We start from the raw sequence: 17,873 nt of genomic DNA on the forward strand, positions 1-17,873 counted from the left end.
CGCCATGAGCACTTCCGCACCCACGAAGTCCTTGCGCATCGCCGTCGACATCGGCGGCACCTTCACCGACATGGCCGCGTTTGACGAAACCAGCGGGAAACTGCTGTTCGGCAAGGCCCTGTCCACGCATGGCGAACTCGTCAACGGCATTCAGGACACCATCAACAGCGCCCACATCGACTGGCGCGACGGGCACCTGTTCCTGCATGGCTCAACCATCGCCATCAATACCTTGCTGGAACGCAACGGGGCCAAGACTGCCTTGCTGATCACCGAGGGATTTCGCGACATCTACGAAATCGGCCGCGTGAACCGGCCCGATGCCTACAACCTCTTCTTCAACAAGCACCAGCCCCTGGTCAAGCGCTCGCTGCGTCATGAAGTCACGGAGCGCCTGCGCGCCGATGGCAGCATCCACAAGCCGCTGGACGAAGCCGCCGTGCGCGAACTCGCACGCGAGCTCAAGGGCCAGAACATCGAGGCCGTGGCCGTGTTGCTGCTGCACTCCTACCGCAACCCGGCGCACGAACAGCGGGTCAAGCAAATTCTGCAAGAAGAACTGCCGGGGGCCTTTGTCTGCGCCTCGCATGAGCTGTCCCAGGAATACCGCGAGTTCGAACGCGTGTCCACGGCGGTCGCCAATGCCTACGTCGGCCCCCGGGTGAGCGAATACCTGGGCCAGTTGCAGCGGCACCTGGGTGGCGAGGGTTTCGAGGGCGACTTCTACATCGTGCAGTCCACGGGGGGCCTGTTCCCGGTTGAACATGCCAAGGTGGGTTGCGTGCGCATGCTCGAATCCGGTCCCGCGGCCGGGGTGATCGGCGCGCAGGCCATCTGCGCGCAATTGGGGATGGGCGACGCCATCGCCTTCGACATGGGAGGAACCACCGCCAAGGCGGGGGTGATCAGCGAGGGGCGACCGCTCACCACGGGCTCGGCCCTGATCGGCGGCTACGAACGAGCGCTGCCCATCCAGATTCCGATGATGGACATCCATGAAGTCGGGACCGGAGGAGGATCGATCGCGCGTGTCGAAACCGGGCAGGCGCTGCGCGTCGGCCCACAGAGTGCCGGCTCCATACCGGGACCGGTCGCCTACGGGCGCGGGGGCCAGAACCCCACGGTCACGGACGCCAATCTCCTGCTCGGCCGCCTGGACGCGGATCATTTCCTGGGCGGGGAACTCAAGCTGGACCTCGAAGGATGCCGACGCCAGATGCTGGAACGGGTGGCCAGCCCGCTGGGGCTGGACCCGACCGAGGCCGCCGATGGCATCCTGCGCATCGCGGTGACGCAGATGTCGCACGCCGTGAAGGCCGTGACCACGGAACGGGGCCTGGATGCGGGCAACTTCACCATGGTGGTCTATGGTGGGGCCGGTCCCTTGCACGCGTCGGCCATTGCGCGGGAGCTCGGCATCCGCAAGGTCTTGATTCCCTATGCACCAGGCTACTTCTCGGCCTACGGCATGCTGTTCTCCGATCTGCGCTATGACTACGTGCGCTCGGTCTTTCGCAAGCTCAATGAGGTCTCCTTCGAGGAGATCGAGGCCGCATACCAGTCCATGGAAGACGAAGGCCTTGCCGCCCTGGCCCAGTCGGGCGTGAAACCCGAAGGCGTGGTCATCGAACGCGCCGCTGATATGCGCTATGTCGGCCAGGAACACGCCGTGACGGTGGAATTGCCGCAGGCCTTCTTCGCCGCCAAAGACCGCGCCGCCATCAAACAGCAGTTCGACGAGTTGCACAAGGTGCGCTACGGCACGTCCGCGCCCAAGGAGCCAGCGGATCTGGTCAGCCTGCGGGTCACCGTCCTGGGCACGATGAAAAAACCACCCCGGCACAGCGTGGAACAGGGAACCGCCACACCCCTGCCCCATGCGGTGCGGGCCACCAAATCGGTGTATTTCCGCGCGACGGGATGGATCGACACACCCGTTTATGTCCGGGATCACCTGCGGGCCGGCAACCGCATCGCAGGCCCCGCCCTGATTGAAGAACACGCCTCCACCACGGTGGTTCAACCTGGAGACTCCTTGGCCATGGACGAACTTGGGAACCTGCAGATCACCATCGGGAGCGAACGAACATGAACATGAAAGCCGCCGTCCAGATTCCCGGGGTTGACCCGGTCACCGTTGAAATCATCCGCAACGGCCTGTATGCCGTGACGGAGGAGATGAAGACCAACCTCACGCGCACGGCCTACAACCTGATCATCTATGAAGCGCTGGACTTCACCGTCGGCCTCTTCACCAAGGAGGGGGACACCGTATCCATCGGCCTCGGCCTGCCGATGTTCATCCGTGGCATGTCCGAGACCGTGAAAGCCAAGATTCGGCACTTTGGCTACGACAACATCAAGCCGGGTGACATCCTGGTGACCAACGACGCCTACACCACGGGCAGTCACCTGAACCACTTCACCTTCACGATGCCGGTCTTTCACGAAGGCCAGCTTCAGGGCTTCACTTGCTGCATGGCGCACTGGCTGGACGTGGGCGGCACGCTGGGCAATGTGACCACCGACATCTACAGCGAGGGCATCCAAATTCCCATCGTGAAGTACCAGCGCGAGGGTGTGGTCAACCAGGACCTCATCGACATCATCGCGATGAATGTGCGGCTCTCCGAACGTGCCATGGGCGATCTGCGCGCCCAGATCACCGCCATCACCACGGGCGAGCGCCGTTATGTCGAACTGCTGCAGCGCTATGGCGCCGATGCGGTGCACGGCGCGATCCAGCAGATCATGGATTCGTCCGAGGCCGTGGCGCGCAAGAACACCCTGTCCATACCTGACGGCACGTATGAAGCCGAATCCTTCATGGACGACGATGGTCTGGAGATCGGCAAGCGCATTCCGATCCGGGTGAAGGTGACCGTCAGCGGCGACGAAATGACCATCGACCTCTCAGACGTGAGCAGGCAGGTCAAGGGCTTCTACAACTCCGGCTTCACCACCGGCATCGCCTGCGCGCAGGTGGCCTACAAATGCCTGACCACGCCCACCGACTACCCGGTGAACGACGGCAGCTTCCGACCACTCAAGGTGATCATGCCCATGGGCACGGTGATCAGCGCGGAACGGCCTTACCCCATGCGCGTCTGGATGACCTTTCCGATGACGGTGATCGACACCATCTTCAAGGCACTGGCACCCGCCATCCCGCATCGCTCGATCGCGGGTCACCACGCCGACCTGGTCTTCCCCAACATCCATGGCATTTCACCCGAGGACGGGCGACTGTTCATCGTGGGCATCGGTCCTCTGGGCGGAGGCTGGGGCGCCAAGAGCAGCGAGGACGGGGTGTCCGTCACGGTCTGCATCAACGACGGAGACACCCACAACAGCCCGACCGAGCAACTGGAGGCCAAGTACCCGGTGTTGGTGGAGAAATACGAAATCCGCCAGGATTCGGGCGGCGCGGGCCGGCATCGCGGTGGCCTGGGCGCCGAGATGGTGGTGCAGGCGCTCTCGCCCTTCACGGTCACGACCCGTATCGACCGCGTGCATTGCAAACCCTGGGGCCTGGAAGGTGGCGCAGACGCCATGGGCAATGGCCTGGCGGTGCGGCACCAGGGGGTTTGGAAGACCGACCACCCAAACGCCAAGATCTTCAATGTGCGCCTGGAGCGGGGTGACGCCTACAAAATGCTGTCTGGCGGCGGCGGCGGTTTTGGCAATCCCCTGGAACGTGACGCGGAACAGGTGGCCGAGGATGTGCGCGAAGGATACGTGAGCCGCGAACAGGCCGAGAAGATGTATGGCGTCGTGCTCGACGAGCGCTTCCAGCTCAACGCCGAGGAAACCACGCGCCGTCGCGCCTAGATCAAGCGAGGATTGGACACCCATGGACACGCACCAGTGTGATCAGGCCGCCTACCTCTGCATGCTTTGGCATCGGCTGGCGGCGCAGCACATCGCGCTGGGTTGCGCCTGTGCCATGAGTGGCGTGACCGTCACGCTCGAAGACTTCGAGCATGACATCGCCGACCATTTCCTGGCCCGAAGCGAGCGGGAAGGCATGACCGAGGTGGTCGATTTCCTGCTGCTGCGCGGCCCCTTGGCGGTCCAGCCGCAGCCCGTGCGTGACATCCTGCAGCGCCTGAGTGACGGAGAGACCAGCTCGGCGGTCTCCGACTGGCTACTGCCACGCATGAGCCGAACCTTGCAGTCCTATGCGGAGCTGCATGGCCCCGCTCTGGCCGCCCCCCTGCTGGGCGGATCCAAGGCGTGGCGCGGTGCTTACCGGGGTGATGTTTGACTATTTCAATTTTTTCAGGAGACAACCATGCACATTCGCACTCGACAACTACTCGGCATGCTGCTCGGCCTGCTGTTGACCAGCCTCGCGGTCGCCCAGGAAAAATTTCCTGAAGGGCCAATCAAGATCATTGTTCCCTTCGCCGCCGGCGGAGGCGTGGACAACGCCGCGCGCCTGCTGGCCAAGCAGTTGCAAACGGATCTGGGCGTGCCAGTCATCGTCGACAACCGCCCCGGCGCCAGCGGCACCATCGGTGGCAAGGCCGTGCAAACCGCGCCGGCCGATGGCTTGACGCTGTTGTTCTCGGCGGCCACGCAGGTACTCACCCAGGAGGCCATGGCCAAGCCCCCCTACGATCCTCTGAATGATTTCAGCTTCGTCGCCCGAACGGCGTCCGCCCCATTGCTGATGGTGATCTCCCCCAACCTTCCGCAAAACCAGCTCAAAGATGTCATGCAGGCCGCGCGGACCGAACCGGAGAAGTGGTTCGCGGGTCTACCCGCCTTGGGCGCACCCAGCCATCTGGCGACCTTGATGCTGGCCAAGGAGGGACAACTGAATCTTGCGACCGTGGTGTACCGGGGGACGGCACCCGCCCTGACCGACGTCGCGGGCGGATCAACCCAGATCCTGATCGATTCCATCATTTCCCTGCAGTCGCTGGCCAAGGCGGGCAAGGTCAAGCCCATCGTCGTCACGTCGGCCAAGCGCAGCGCGCTGATGCCTGAGATTCCGACGGCCTCCGAAAGCGGGTTCCCGAACTTTGTGGCGGAGTCCTGGTACGGCGTCTGGGCGCCCAAGGACCTGCCCGCCAAGCGGCAGCAGATGCTGCACAAGGCCATCAACGAAGCCACCCGGCAACTGGTCAAGTCCGGCGCCTATGCGCCGCTGGGGATCGATCCGGTCATCGAAAGCATCGATGATTTCAGGAAGTACAGCCAGCGCTATGTTTCGGACGGTGCCGCGCTGCTCAAAAGCAGCGGCTACAAGCCGGAGTAAGGAAACCCACGCCGATCTCCGTCGAAATCATGGTGCTGGCCCGGCGAGCCTGAGCGACCTGAGGCTCGGAGTTTCGGCGGTTCCGCGCGGTTTCTGACAACGACTTCGGGTCGCACGAAACAACGGTGCCTGAGGCGCCGTTGTTTTTTGTCCCGAGAACTACGCGGGCGCCTCCAGCCCCCGACCGCGCATGGTACTGGGCGGTTGGCCCATGACGCGCTTGAACGCACGGCTGAACGACGCTTCCGACTCGTAGCCCAGGCGATAGGCCGCCACGGCAACGCGCATGCCATCGTGCTCGATCCAGCGACGCGCCTGGAACATCTTGACCTTGGCCACGTACTTGGCCGGACTTTCGCCAACCGCACGGGTGAAGGCATCCGCGAAGCTCGAGCGCGATGCGCCCATCAGATCGGCCAGCATCGGCACCGTCCAGTCGCGCTCTGGCTCCGTGTGGATGGCGGCCAGCACTTTGCCGATCCGCGGGCACTGAACAGCGGCAATCCAGCCGGTTGAATCGCTACAGGCACATTCCACCCAGGCGCGGATGATGCTGGCTGCCAGCACATCGGCCATGCGCGCCAGGATGCCGCAGGCGCCGATGCGGTCGAGGGTCACTTCGCGCTCCATGGCCTCCAGCATCGCCGGCACCGACGGATCGCGCTGCGCGAGGTCGCAGGCGCGCATCACATCGGGCATCATGGCCATCAGTGGATGCAAGGGATCCAGATTGAAGCGCATGGCGCCGCAGAACATCACTTCGCGTGCACCGGCATCCGCGCGCGGGGTCTCGTGCGGATCGCCTCCGACCAGATACAGGTTCTCGGCCACTTCTTTGCGCGCCAGCGTATCGATGTCCACCGACGGCACCTCCGGTGAACTCGCCAGGATATGCAGTCCTCCACGCGGCAACAGCACAGCGTCGCCGGCCTTGAGCTCGATCCAGTCGCTGGTCGGTGTGCGCAGCCAGCACCCGCCATGTCCCACGAAATGGAAACGCGCCACGCGCCGCGCCGGGAACGCCACCGCCCAAGGGGCATGCATCACGCAGCGGCCATATTCGACGCCTTCGAGCCGCAAGCTGAGCAGGATCTGCGTCAGCAGATCGGCCGGTTTGGCAGGCGCTTGCCGACCCTCTGTCCCCTGGGCAGGCTGGTTTTCGATGGCAAGATCGGACGAATGATCAAGCATTTTGGCTTTTCCGGCATTGAAACACCGAAATTCTAGCCATAAGCTGGCACCCTTTCTCCACCTCTCCGTATCCCCCCATGTCTGACAGTTCCTGCACCGCTTGCGCGGACCTTCACGCCTTGCCCGCCCCCGACACCCAGGCCCGCTGGGCCGCCGTCACCTCGCTCACGCTGGGCGTGTTCAGCCTGGTCACCGCCGAATTCCTGCCGGCCAGTCTGCTGACCGGCATCGCCACCGACCTGGGCATCAGCGCGGGGGCGGCGGGTCAGACCGTCACGGCCACCGCCCTCGTAGGCGCCGTGGCCGCGCCATCGATCCCCTTGTTGACACGGCGCTTCGACCGCAAGCACGTGATGCTGGTCCTCACGCTGCTGCTGCTGATCTCCAACGTCATGGCGGCCACCGCCACCAGCCTGACCGTCCTGCTCAGCGCCCGCGTACTGCTGGGCGTGGCCCTGGGCGGCTTCTGGTCCATGGCCGCGGCCCTGGCCATGCGGCTGGTGCCGACTGCCCTGTTCGCGCGAGCCATGTCGCTGATCCTCACCGGCGTCTCGGTCGCCACGGTCTGCGCCGCCCCCATCGGCGCCTGGATGGGCGAACTCTGGGGCTGGCGCAGCGCTTTCACGGCGGCGGGCATCGTCGGTGTCATCGCCTTCCTTGCCCAGCTTTGGACCCTGCCGGCGCTGCCGCCGCAGGACAAACCCAACCTGCGTGTGCTCGGTGAACTGCTGACCCGCCCGGGCGTGCGCGTGGCACTGCTGGCCGTGCTGCTCGTGATCTCCGGCCACTTCGCGGGCTTCACCTACGTCCGACCGCTGATGGAGCAGGTGGCGCACCTGTCCGTCGGCGCGATCTCGGCCGTCCTGCTGGGGTACGGCATCGGCGGCTTCTTCGGCAATCTGGCCGGTGGTTTCATCGCCGAGCGCAGTGAGCGCCAAGCCATCGTCGTCGGCGGTGGGCTGATCGTGGCACTCGCGGTCAGCCTGCTGCTGTTGGGCCACTGGCCGCTGGTCACCAGCCTGGCCATCGTGCTGTGGGGCTTCGCCTTCGGCTTTTTCCCGGTCGGCTTCCAGACCTGGATCGTGCGCGTCGCGCCGGATCAAGCCGAGGGCGCGGGTGGCCTGCTCGTTGCGGCCTTCCAGATCGCCATCGCGATGGGCGCCATCGGCGGCGGCCTGCTGGTCGATCAGATCGGCGCGCTCGGCGGCCCCGCCTTCGCCACGCTCACGATTGCACTCGGCACGCTGCTGGCCCTGCGCCATGGCCCGCGGCCTGTGCGCAACTGACGAAGGCGCTCGAGGAGGGGCCGCCTACTGAAACGCCACCTCGGCAAAGCTGCGCAGCTTGCGGCTGTGCAGTTGGTTGATACCACCCAGGCGCAGCAGTTCCAGCGCGCGGATGCCGATGCGCAGGTGCTGGTCCACACGCTCGCGGTAGAAGTGGTCGGCCATGCCGGGCAGCTTGATCTCGCCGTGCAGCGGCTTGTCGCTCACGCACAGCAGGGTGCCGTAGGGCACGCGGAAACGAAAGCCATTGGCGGCGATGGTGGCGCTTTCCATGTCCAGCGCCACAGCGCGGCTCTGGCTGAAGCGGCGCTGCGGCCGGTTCTCGGGCAGCAACTCCCAATTGCGGTTGTCGGTGGTGGCCACCGTGCCCGTGCGCAGAATGCGCTTGAGCTGGGCGCCGCGCAACTCGGTCACATCAGCCACGGCCTGTTCCAGCGCCAGCTGCACCTCGGCCAGCGCGGGAATGGGCACCCACAGCGGCAACTCCTCGTCAAGCACATGGTCCTCGCGCACATAGGCATGGGCCAGCACGTAGTCGCCGAGCTGCTGGCCATTGCGCAGGCCCGCGCAGTGACCCAGCATGATCCAGGCGTGCGGGCGCAGCACGGCCACATGGTCGGTGATGTTCTTGGCATTGGCCGGGCCGACGCCGATGTTGACCATGGTGATGCCATTGCCGTCGGGTCGCACCAGGTGGTAGGCCGGCATCTGCGGCAGGCGCGGGGGCGCCTTGCCCAAGGCGTCGTCATCACGGGCCGACTCCCCCACGCGACGCGTCACCACGTTGCCGGGTTCGACGAAGGCGATGTACTCGCTGCCCGGGTCCTGCATCAGTTCATGACCGAGGCGGATGAATTCGTCGATGTAGAACTGGTAGTTGGTGTAGAGCACGAAGTTCTGGAAATGCCCCGGTACCGTGCCGGTGTAGTGGCGCAGGCGGTGCAGGGAATAGTCCATGCGCGGCGCGGTGAACAGCGACAGCGGTTGTGGCTGCCCGGCCTGGGGCTCGTGGGTGCCGTTGGCGATGCCGTCATCCATGGCCTCAAGGTCGGGCAGGTCGAACCAGTCGCGCATCTTCTGGCGTCGCTCGGCGCTGAGGCTGCCCTCGATGTGGTCATGCTCGGCGAAGGAGAAATGCACGGGGATGGGCTGGCGGCTGGTGGCCACCTCCAGCGTCACGCCATGGTTGAGCAACAGCAGGCGGAACTGTTCCAAATAGTAGGTGCTGAACAGATCAGGCCGGGTGAGCGTGGTTTCATACACACCCGGGCCCGCCACGAAACCATAGCTCAGGCGTTCCTGCACGCCCGCCTGCTGGCGCAGCACGGTGTCCGTGCGAATGCGCACCAGGGGATAGTAGGCCCGCACCGGCCCGGCACCGTCGTCGCCCGCCACGAAGCGCCGCATGCCCTCGCGCAGATGGGCGATGCTGGCGTCATAGATCAGTTGGACCTGGGCCAGGGCCGCGGCGGCATCGTCGAAGGGTTGGGGGGAAATGAAGGGCGGAAGGTGGTGCATGCGCCAATTCTGCCGCAGGCGCCCTGGACACTGCCCAGCCCTGGTCCTGGTCCTAGCCCTCGAACTGGGGGTGCAATTGCCGAATCCGATTCATCGCCAGCGCCGCGGCGGCCGTGCGGGTCTCCACGCCGAGCTTGGCGTAGACGCGTTCCAGGTGCTTCTTCACCGTCATCGGACTGCTGCCCAGGATGTCGCCGATGTCGCGGTTGATCTTGCCCTTGATGACCCAATAGAGTACCTCGGCCTCCTTGGCGGTGAGTCGGAAGCTCAAGGAGATCGCCTCGATGACGCTCTCGTCCGAAGTCTCCTGCATGATGAGCATCCAGTCGCCCGCGGCCGCGGAGCTAGCGCCATCGTCATTGCGCTGGTGCAGCCGCAAGGTGAGGCGGCGCGCGCCCTGCTCCACGCTCAGGCGCGGGGGCTCGGCCAAGGGTTCCCCCCGGGCCTGGGCTTCCAGCACGTGCTCCACGCTGCGACGCAACCAAGTCAGCACCGGCTCAGGCACATGGGCCGGGCCGGGCAGCGGCTCGCCGTAATAACGGGCCAACAGCTCGCGCGCCAGTGGCGTCTGCCACATCAGCCGGCCGTCGCTGGCGCGCACGGTGATGCTGGCATAGCCGAAGGCGTCCAGCGCGTTGCGCGCCTGACGCCGTTCGCGCGCGCCCTGCAGATGCACCTGCATGCGGGCCAACACTTCCTTGGGGCGGATGGGCTTGGTGACGTAATCGGTGCCGCCGGCCTCTAGCGCGGCCACCAAGTGCTCGGTCTCGGTCAGCCCCGTCATGAAGATGATGGGAATGTGCGCGGTGGTCGCATCCGCCTTCAAACGCCGCGCGACTTCGAAACCGTCCATCCCCGGCATCATGGCGTCCAGCAACACGATGTCCGGTCGGGCTTGTGCGGCGCGCTGCAGTGCTGACGTTCCGTCCAAGGCCACGAGCACGGTGCAGCCCGATTCATCCAAGGCGTCGTGCAGCAGGGACAGATTGTCTGGCACGTCGTCCACGATCAGCACCACGTCGTTGTGCGCGCGGTTGAGGGCCTGGTCCAAGGTATCGCTCATGTCTTCTGGGGAGAGGGTTCAATCAGCGCCAGGATGGCCTCGAAGCGGTAGGCGCGCGTCAACGCACGCACCTGCGCCACCCAACTCTGATGGACGGGATTCTGCGCCTCGATCTCGTCAAGCAGGCGCACGATGCCGCGGTAGTAACCCAGGACCGCAAGTTCACGCAGTTCGACCAGACGTTCGCGCGAAGGCGGTGTCACGGACATGGGCGCGGCAGGCGGCGGGGACACGGGAGCCGTGCGTTCGGTCCACCGCAACTGCAGGCGCTGCTCCAGCCAGTCCAGCAGCTCACTGTGACGGATGGGCTTGGTGACGAAGTCGGCCGGGGTGATGCCCGCGTCGTTCTCCAGACCCTTGTCGAAGGCGTTGGCCGAGACCACGGCCACAGGCAGGCTGGCCAGCCCGGGCATACGACGCAGGCGACGGATGGTCTCCCAACCGTCGATGCCGGGCATGGCCAGGTCCATGAAGACGGCATCGGGCAGGTAGCCCGCGGCGAGCAGATCCAGCGCATCATGACCGCTGGACGCAGTGCGCAGCACGAAACCCAGGGGCACGAGCAACTGCGCAAGCATCTCGCGGTCGGGCTCCTCGTTGTCCACCACCAGCAGGTGGCGCCGCGCGCCGACGTAACCCCGGCGCGCGGGTCTGGGCACGGCTGGCCGCGCCGAAGGCAAGGCCGCGTGCACCTCGGGCAAGAAGAGCTTGACGTGGAAAACCGAACCCAGGCCCGGCGTGCTCTGCACCGTGAGCTCGCCTCCCATGAGGTCGGTCAGCATCTTGGCGATGGTCAGGCCCAGGCCCGCGCCCGGCGTGCCCTGCGCGGAAGCCGTGCGGGCGAAGGGTTCGAACAGACGTTCCATCTCGTCCAACGCCATGCCGGGGCCGGTGTCGCGGATGTCGATGTGCGCCATTTCGCGCGCGTGGCGCACCTGGAAGGTCACCTCGCCGCGGGCCGTGAACTTGATGGCGTTGCCCAGCAGATTGATCAGGATCTGGCGCACGCGCTTTTCGTCGGCGCGCACCCGCTCGGGCAGCGTGGACAGGGGCACGAAGCGGAAGGCCAGGCCCTTGGCCGCGGCCTGCAGCTCGAACATCGCGGCCAACTCGTGCACCGTGTCGGAGAAGGCCATGGGCTTGACATCCAGGGTCAGCTTGCCCGATTCGATGCGCGCTAGGTCCAGCGTGCCTTCGATCAACGACAGCAGATGTTCACCGCCGCGGCGGATCACCTGCACCGCGTGCTTGCGATGCGCGGGTACCTGCGGGTCTTCGCCCATAAGCTGCGCGTAGCCCAGGATGCTGTTGAGAGGCGTGCGCAGTTCATGGCTGATGGCGCTGATGTAACGGCTCTTGGCCTGGTTGGCCTGCTCGGCCTGCCTGCGCGCATGCTCCGCGATGCCCTGGGCTTCCTCGGCCACGCGGCGCGCTTCCTGCAGGGCGGCGTCGGTCTGCTGGTGCAGGTCGATTTCGCGGCGCAGCAGCGCGGTCTGGCGGTTGGATTCCTCCTGCGCCACCTGTCGGCTCTTGTGCGCCAGCACCACCCACCAGGCCACCGTGCCCGCGACGAGCAGCAGCGCCACGTAGGCCTTGAGAAAGGCCGAGCGCAGCGCCGCCTCGGCGGCGCTCAGCTCCGCCACCGAGCTCAGGCCACGGTGCATCAGCCGCTGCAGCTCCTGCTGGTAGAACAAGGCGAAGACACCGGCCAACACAGGCGCGGTGAAAAGCATCAGCAGCAGGAAGTGCGCGAGCCCTCGGTCCAGGTAGGGCCAAAGGGTGCGCGGCAGCAGGCGCTGCAGGACGCTGTTCCACTGCGCGGAAAAGCTGGCTTCTGGCTTGCACAGGTCACCGCAGCGTGCGTCCAAGGTGCAGCACAGGGAACAGATCGCCCCCTGGTAGGCAGGACAGTGCGCCATGTCCGGCCCTTCGTATTCGCGCTCGCAGATCACGCAGCGCTGAAGCTTCACACCCAGGTAGCTTCCTGCATCGCTTGCACCGGCACCCACCGCAGGGGCACCTCTCGACGATGGGGACTCGAAGTGGGGGACGGGCACGATGCGAAGCGAACGACCTTGGGTTTCGGCCTTGCGGGCCAGGTAGTAGCGCCCCCGGGTTGCCCAGGCGATCAGGGGTGACGTGACGAAGGCCACGCCCAGCGCGATCAAGGCTGAATAGGCCTGGGCCATGGGCCCGAAGATGCCCAGGTGGGCCGTGACTGAGACCAGGGACGCCAGGGCCATCGCACCCACGCCCACGGGGTTGATGTCGTACAGGTGCGCGCGCTTGAACTCGATGCCCTTGGGCGACAGGCCCAGCGGCTTGTTGATGACCAAGTCCGCCACCACGGCCATCATCCAGGCGATGGCGATGTTGCTGTAGAGGCCCAGCACATCGCCCAGGGCCTGGAACACGTCCATCTCCATCAACAGGAAGGCGATGAGGGTGTTGAAGACCACCCACACCACCCGCCCGGGGTGGCTGTGCGTCAGACGCGAAAAGAAATTGCTCCAGGCCAGGGAACCGGCGTAGGCATTGGTCACGTTGATCTTGAGCTGCGAGATCACGACAAACAGCGCCGTCGCAGCCACCGCCCAGCCGTAATGCGCAAACACATAGCCGTAGGCGGCCAGGTACATCTGGTTCGGATCCACCGCCCGGTCGGCTGGCACGGCCTGGCTCAGTGCGAGGTAGGCCAGCAAGGCGCCGCCCAGCATCTTGAGCACGCCCGGCAACACCCAGCCCGGCCCGCCGGCCAGTACCCCCGCCCACCAGCGCAGGCGGTTGGTGGAGGTGCGGGCGGGCATGAACCGCAGGTAGTCTGCCTGCTCGCCCATCTGCGTCATCAGCGCCACGCCTACCGTCAAGGCCGCACCAAAGGGAAGCCAACTCAGGCTTGCCGTGCCACTGCGATCACCAACATAGTGCACAACCCCGTCAAAAGCGTGCGGATCCAGCACCAGAACCGTGACAAAAGGCACCACCAGCATCAGCAGCCACAGTGGCATGGTCCAGACTTGCAGGCGACTGATGACCGAGACCCCATGCGTCACGAGCGGGATGACCACCAGCGCGCAAACGAGGTAGCCCCAGCGCGGCGGAATGTCCAGGGCCAGCTCCAACGCATAGGCCATGACGGCGGCCTCCAGCGCGAAAAAGATGAATGTGAAGCTGGCGTAGATCAGCGAGGTGATGGTGGAGCCGATATAGCCAAATCCCGCACCGCGCGTGAGCAGGTCCATGTCCACCCCGTAGCGCGCCGCGTAGACGCTGATGGGCAGGCCGGCCAGGAAGATGATGAGGCCGGTCGCCAGGATGGCCCAGAAGGCATTCGCCCAGCCATACTGCACGAGCAGCGTGGCGCCCACGGCCTCCAGGATCAGGAAGGAGGCCGCGCCACCTGCCGCCGTGTTGGCCACGTTCCAGGCGCTCCACTTGCGAAAGCGCTGGGGCGTGTAGCGCAGGGCGTAATCTTCCAGCGTCTCGCTGGCCACCCAGGCGTTGTAGTCACGCCGGACCTTGACAATGGTCTGGACAGGCGCATCCGCCCCGCCCGCGAGGACAGGCGCGGCGGACTCAGACAGGGAACGGGTCGGGGCATCCATGCCCCCTGACATTCAGGAACCATGCCACGCATGGACCCGAGAAACCCTCGAGTGGGGGCACCGGCTCAGTTTGCGCGGTAGCGACGCAACCAGCCGTACCAGAGGCCGACCAGCGCCGGCACCCACAGGCAGAGACCGGCCAGCATGTCGCCGAGCCCCCCATCGCTGAACAAGGCGGCGATCAGGCCGACCAGGGTCAGCACGCCCAGCACGATGGGCCAGGTCCAGATGGCTTTTCCGCTCAACTCCTGCTGCTGTTCACTCATGCGGCCACCTCCGTGCCTGGCGTTATGGTGCAAGCGACGTTCATGACACCACCGCGCTTTCATCCGCCTGCGTGGATTGCGCTCGACGCCGCCGCGTGGCGCCTTGCGGCTTGGCCAGCCAGAGGTAAAGACCGCTGCCCAGCACGATGATGGTCGCGACGTCCAACACGGCCCAGACGATCTGCATCGGCCGTCCACCGTAGTCACCGAAGTGCAGCGGCTGCGACACCAGCAGCGTGTTGATGTACCAGGGCGAAGGCGGGGCCGCCGTCACCTCATTGGTCTGCGCATCCACCAGCACCGGCTGGATCAGGCGCGAAGTGAAGGGCTCATTGCCCTTCAGGAACACCGTGTTGTGGTGCGGGCTGGAATAGGCCGTGCCCGGAAAGGCGATGAACGACAGTTGCATGCCAGGCACCTGCCGCAAGGCGGCGTCCAGCGAACCCTGAAGTGAGGCACGCTCGGTCTCGGGCACGGCGGGTTTGCCCTGATAAGGCTGCAAGACGGTGCTGAGCTGGTCGTACTGCCAATACTTGATCAACGGATCGGCGAGGGTGTTGATCACCCCCGTGATCCCCACCACGGACAACCAGACCAGCGTCACGATGCCCAGCAGGTTGTGCAGATCCAGCCATTTCACTCGCCTGCTGTTTTCCCGGCGCACCGTGCCGAAATCCAGCTTGCGCGTGAAAGGGCCGTAGAGCACCACGCCGCTGACGATGGCTACCAGCAGCAACAAGCCCATGACCCCCAGGAAGAGCATGCCCGGCAGGCCCGCGAACAAGTCCACGTGCAGCTTGAACATCACATACATGAAACCTTCGTCGTAACGCGGCTGCGCCAGCACCTCGCCGGTGCGGGCATCCATGACCACCGAGCGGAAGTCATCCGTCGGCGCGGGCGTCGGCGTCATGGTGGCAAACCAGACGTTCGCGTCGTCCTCGTCGGGAAAGAGAAACTGCACCACCCGGTCCGGATGCTGCGCCTTCGCCACCATCAGCAACTTGTCCAGGCTGACACGCGGCGTGCCTTCGGGCATAGGCGGCGCTTCCACCGCCATGCCCGTCAGGTGCTCGATCTCATGGTGGAAGATCAAGGGCAGGCCCGTAAGGCACAGCAGCAACATGAACGCCGTGCAAACGAGACTGCTCCACTTGTGTACCCAGGACCAGGTCTTGATGGTTTTGTTTTGCATGGGAATGAATGGAGAAGACGCCTGAAGGCGTCTTCTGTTTCAGAGAGTCAGTCGGCACCTGTGGTGGTCAGAACTGGTGATTCAGAGAAATCTGATAGTTGCGCGGCTCGCCATAGTGCCCGCTGTAGCGCAAGGTGTTGATGTACTTCTCGTCGGTCAGGTTCTTGACGTTGAAACGCACGGTGGTGCTGGGCACGACCCGCCAGGCGGCGAACGCATTGAGCACCGCATAACTGTCCTGACGCACCGTATAGCCATTGGATTCGACGTTGGAGATCTCGCTCTGCCAACGGCCACCCGCACCCAGAGTCACCGCGGTGTAGCTCGGCAAGCGGGTGCTGACGATCAGGTTGGCGGTACGACGCGGGACCCAAGAGTAAGTGTCATCACCGTCCTCGCCGTCCAACTTCAGCGCGGTGTAGCCGAATGTCAGATCAAGGTAGCTGTTCAGCTTGCCGACGGCTTCGAATTCCAGGCCCGTGGACTCAACATCAACACCCTTGTAGTAATACTCGTTGTTCGCGTTGTAGCCCGCCCCAGTAGCCAAGCCATCCTGCTCTGCCCTGAACACGGCCACGGTGGTCAGCAAGCGCTTGTCCAGCCAATCCGCCTTCAGGCCCAGCTCATAGTTCACACCCTTGGTCGGCTCCAGATACCGGCCATTTGCGTCGGACTGATCCTGCGGCTGATAAATGTCCGAGTAGCTGACATAGCCCAACAAGCGACTGGTGAAGTCATAGGTCAAGCCGGCATAAGGGCTGACATTCCCTTCCGTCTGGTCGAAGTCAGCCCCATAGCTCACCCCCTCACGGTGATATTCGGTGTAATTGGCACCAAGCATCGCCTTGAGTCGATCAGTCACCACGACACGAGTCGCACCGTAAGCTCGCGTCATGCGCTGCTTGTTGACTCGATAGGTGGAAATGCTCCCCCAGATTGGCTCAGGAATGACATTACCCGCCCACGGAAACCCGGGCATCTCGATGTAACCATCGTCGTAGCCATCGTTGTTGAGATCTCCAGCATTGGCATAAGTGGCCGCGTACTCGTCGTATGTTCCCTTGCTCTTGGACAAGCTGACACCGAACAAGGCTTCGTGCTGACGTCCAAACAAATCGTAGCGGCCATTCACCGTGACCGCCCCCATGTCTTCGGTCAATTCATCCTCCCCGCGCCAGGGGTAACCATACAAACCCTCGCCAGTGGCCGGGTCCATGCCGTTGCCCAGGTAGTCCGTAGCGTAGAACAACTTGGAATCGTTGCTGACCATGCGGCGGTTATAGGTCAGCTTCAATTGCCAGTCCGTGCTCAATTGATGTGCGTATTCGATGAATGCGTTTTGAGTCTTGGTGTCCCAGTAGGTCCAATCCTGCGTGGTCGAGGCATTGCGTTTCCAGTCGTTCTGCGTGCCGTCGCTGTTCATGAACGTCAAAGCGCCCCATGAATTGCCAGTGCTGTCGGACTGTTGATGGGAATAACCCAATGTGAGCGTACCCTTGTCGCCGATCTGTCCGTCGATCACTCCATAGAGGAAAGTGCGTTCCTTTTCGTAGCTGCGGAGATAGGAGCCCCCCTCCTCACGCGCGGCGACCACGCGACCGGCCCAGCGGCCATCCTCGGTGAAAGGCGTCGAATAGTCCGCCTCGATGCGCTTGGTATTCCATGAGCCATAGCTGATTCCCATCGAACCCTGCTGCACATTGGTAGGGCGCTTGCGCACATAGTTGATCGTGCCCGCCGCATTACCCACGCCCGTCAACAAGCCGTTTGCGCCGCGGATGAGTTCAATCTTTTCGTAACCAAAGGAATCCATCGCGCCAGTCACAATGCCCCAGTCATTGGGCATCCCCACGCCATCAACCTGGGTGTTCTTGACGTCGAAACCACGCGCGGTGTACTGGGTTCTGTTGGTCTCTGTCTCCTCGACCTGAATGCCGGTGCCAAGACGCAAGGCGTCATTGAGATTGGTGATGCCGAAGTTCTGCATCTGCTCCGTCGTCACCACACTGATGGACTGCGGCGTTTCCTTGATCTCCAGATTCAGGCCGGTCGCGCCGGTGCTGACACGTGCTTCACGCTGACTGACGATCGTCACGGCTTCCAAGGTCTTGACGCCGGAAGCGTCGGCTGTTGACGCATCGGATTGGGCCGCGACAGGCAGCGTGCCTGCCACACCCAGCAAAGCCAGTACCACCGCATGCGCAACTGGTCTTTTGTTGAACCCAAAACAGAAGTTTGTGCTCGCTTTTTTGATTTGGACGCGTGCTTTTTTCATCTTCTTTCAGTTTTCCAAATGAATGTTCCGAGGCTTGCTGCGCTGTTCGCCAGAGCTTCAAGTCGTTTAATAAAAAGGAGTGACGCAAATGATAACTACTTCTATTATAAATACAATCCAATTTCGCCCCAGTGTGGTGCAAGCCCGACAATCAAGAGGTCGTCATCACCCGAGGCTGCAGCAAGGAATCTGGTCCTCCGTCTGGCGA

At 64.1% G+C, this 17,873-nt stretch carries 12 protein-coding genes; 5 read left to right on the top strand and 7 right to left on the bottom strand.

Features of this window, described 5'->3' with window-relative positions; translation table 11 throughout:
* Window positions 1-4 precede the first annotated feature (4 nt).
* The 4 genes from DW355_RS00445 to DW355_RS00460 are packed head-to-tail and all read left to right on the top strand — an operon-like array spanning window position 5 to window position 5,266.
* Window positions 5-2,092 (top strand): hydantoinase/oxoprolinase family protein, encoded by a 2,088-nt coding sequence (locus tag DW355_RS00445; protein WP_131276894.1) that lies wholly within the window; start codon window positions 5-7, stop codon window positions 2,090-2,092.
* 2 nt (window positions 2,093-2,094) lie between these two features.
* Window positions 2,095-3,831: a hydantoinase B/oxoprolinase family protein gene (locus DW355_RS00450; protein WP_131276897.1), complete on the top strand. Its 1,737-nt coding sequence runs from the start codon at window positions 2,095-2,097 to the stop codon at window positions 3,829-3,831.
* Between the two features lie 22 nt (window positions 3,832-3,853).
* A complete protein-coding gene (locus tag DW355_RS00455) occupies window positions 3,854-4,267 on the top strand; it encodes a hypothetical protein (protein ID WP_131276899.1) in 414 nt (137 codons plus the stop codon).
* 27 nt (window positions 4,268-4,294) lie between these two features.
* Window positions 4,295-5,266: a Bug family tripartite tricarboxylate transporter substrate binding protein gene (locus tag DW355_RS00460; protein WP_131276902.1), complete on the top strand. Its 972-nt coding sequence runs from the start codon at window positions 4,295-4,297 to the stop codon at window positions 5,264-5,266.
* A 159-nt stretch (window positions 5,267-5,425) separates the two neighbouring features.
* Here the strand turns inward: DW355_RS00460 and DW355_RS00465 are convergent, their stop codons facing one another.
* Window positions 5,426-6,457, bottom strand: coding sequence for an AraC family transcriptional regulator (locus DW355_RS00465; protein ID WP_131276904.1), 1,032 nt, complete (start codon window positions 6,455-6,457; stop codon window positions 5,426-5,428).
* A gap of 77 nt (window positions 6,458-6,534) precedes the next feature.
* Here DW355_RS00465 and DW355_RS00470 point away from each other — a divergent pair, with 77 nt between their 5' ends.
* On the top strand, window positions 6,535-7,743 hold the full coding sequence (locus DW355_RS00470; protein ID WP_131276907.1) for an MFS transporter: 1,209 nt from the start codon (window positions 6,535-6,537) through the stop codon (window positions 7,741-7,743).
* A gap of 24 nt (window positions 7,744-7,767) precedes the next feature.
* On the opposite strand, the gene DW355_RS00475 is transcribed toward DW355_RS00470, so the two are convergent.
* The 6 genes from DW355_RS00475 to DW355_RS00500 all read right to left on the bottom strand — a co-directional run bounded on the left by DW355_RS00475 (window position 7,768) and on the right by DW355_RS00500 (window position 17,665).
* Window positions 7,768-9,261 (bottom strand): AMP nucleosidase, encoded by a 1,494-nt coding sequence (locus tag DW355_RS00475; protein ID WP_131276910.1) that lies wholly within the window; start codon window positions 9,259-9,261, stop codon window positions 7,768-7,770.
* 52 nt (window positions 9,262-9,313) lie between these two features.
* On the bottom strand, window positions 9,314-10,324 hold the full coding sequence (locus DW355_RS00480; protein WP_131276914.1) for a response regulator transcription factor: 1,011 nt from the start codon (window positions 10,322-10,324) through the stop codon (window positions 9,314-9,316).
* The gene (locus tag DW355_RS00485; protein WP_131276917.1) at window positions 10,321-13,929 is read right to left on the bottom strand and encodes a hybrid sensor histidine kinase/response regulator; all 3,609 of its coding nucleotides are present in this window, start codon (window positions 13,927-13,929) and stop codon (window positions 10,321-10,323) included. Before DW355_RS00485 ends, DW355_RS00480 begins: the two co-directional genes overlap by 4 nt.
* A gap of 65 nt (window positions 13,930-13,994) precedes the next feature.
* Window positions 13,995-14,195, bottom strand: a complete 201-nt coding sequence (locus DW355_RS00490; protein WP_131276920.1) for a hypothetical protein — start codon at window positions 14,193-14,195, stop codon at window positions 13,995-13,997.
* Between the two features lie 40 nt (window positions 14,196-14,235).
* Window positions 14,236-15,390, bottom strand: coding sequence for a PepSY-associated TM helix domain-containing protein (locus DW355_RS00495; RefSeq protein WP_131276922.1), 1,155 nt, complete (start codon window positions 15,388-15,390; stop codon window positions 14,236-14,238).
* 67 nt (window positions 15,391-15,457) lie between these two features.
* On the bottom strand, window positions 15,458-17,665 hold the full coding sequence (locus DW355_RS00500) for a TonB-dependent siderophore receptor (protein ID WP_131276925.1): 2,208 nt from the start codon (window positions 17,663-17,665) through the stop codon (window positions 15,458-15,460).
* Window positions 17,666-17,873: the final 208 nt, after the last annotated feature.

The sequence above is a fragment of the Hylemonella gracilis genome, from assembly GCF_004328645.1.
In the GTDB taxonomy this organism is placed as follows: Bacteria; Pseudomonadota; Gammaproteobacteria; order Burkholderiales; family Burkholderiaceae_C; genus Hylemonella; species Hylemonella gracilis_B.

Excerpts from the sequence above, each read along its gene's own strand:
- DW355_RS00470 (WP_131276907.1), top strand. The coding sequence starts at position 6,535 with ATGTCTGACAGTTCCTGCACCGCTTGCGCGGACCTTCACGCCTTGCCC.
- DW355_RS00460 (WP_131276902.1), top strand. The coding sequence starts at position 4,295 with ATGCACATTCGCACTCGACAACTACTCGGCATGCTGCTCGGCCTGCTG.
- DW355_RS00450 (WP_131276897.1), top strand. The coding sequence starts at position 2,095 with ATGAAAGCCGCCGTCCAGATTCCCGGGGTTGACCCGGTCACCGTTGAA.
- DW355_RS00465 (WP_131276904.1), bottom strand. The coding sequence starts at position 6,457 with ATGCTTGATCATTCGTCCGATCTTGCCATCGAAAACCAGCCTGCCCAG.
- DW355_RS00500 (WP_131276925.1), bottom strand. The coding sequence starts at position 17,665 with ATGAAAAAAGCACGCGTCCAAATCAAAAAAGCGAGCACAAACTTCTGT.
- DW355_RS00495 (WP_131276922.1), bottom strand. The coding sequence starts at position 15,390 with ATGCAAAACAAAACCATCAAGACCTGGTCCTGGGTACACAAGTGGAGC.
- DW355_RS00485 (WP_131276917.1), bottom strand. The coding sequence starts at position 13,929 with ATGGATGCCCCGACCCGTTCCCTGTCTGAGTCCGCCGCGCCTGTCCTC.
- DW355_RS00445 (WP_131276894.1), top strand. The coding sequence starts at position 5 with ATGAGCACTTCCGCACCCACGAAGTCCTTGCGCATCGCCGTCGACATC.
- DW355_RS00475 (WP_131276910.1), bottom strand. The coding sequence starts at position 9,261 with ATGCACCACCTTCCGCCCTTCATTTCCCCCCAACCCTTCGACGATGCC.
- DW355_RS00490 (WP_131276920.1), bottom strand. The coding sequence starts at position 14,195 with ATGAGTGAACAGCAGCAGGAGTTGAGCGGAAAAGCCATCTGGACCTGG.
- DW355_RS00455 (WP_131276899.1), top strand. The coding sequence starts at position 3,854 with ATGGACACGCACCAGTGTGATCAGGCCGCCTACCTCTGCATGCTTTGG.
- DW355_RS00480 (WP_131276914.1), bottom strand. The coding sequence starts at position 10,324 with ATGAGCGATACCTTGGACCAGGCCCTCAACCGCGCGCACAACGACGTG.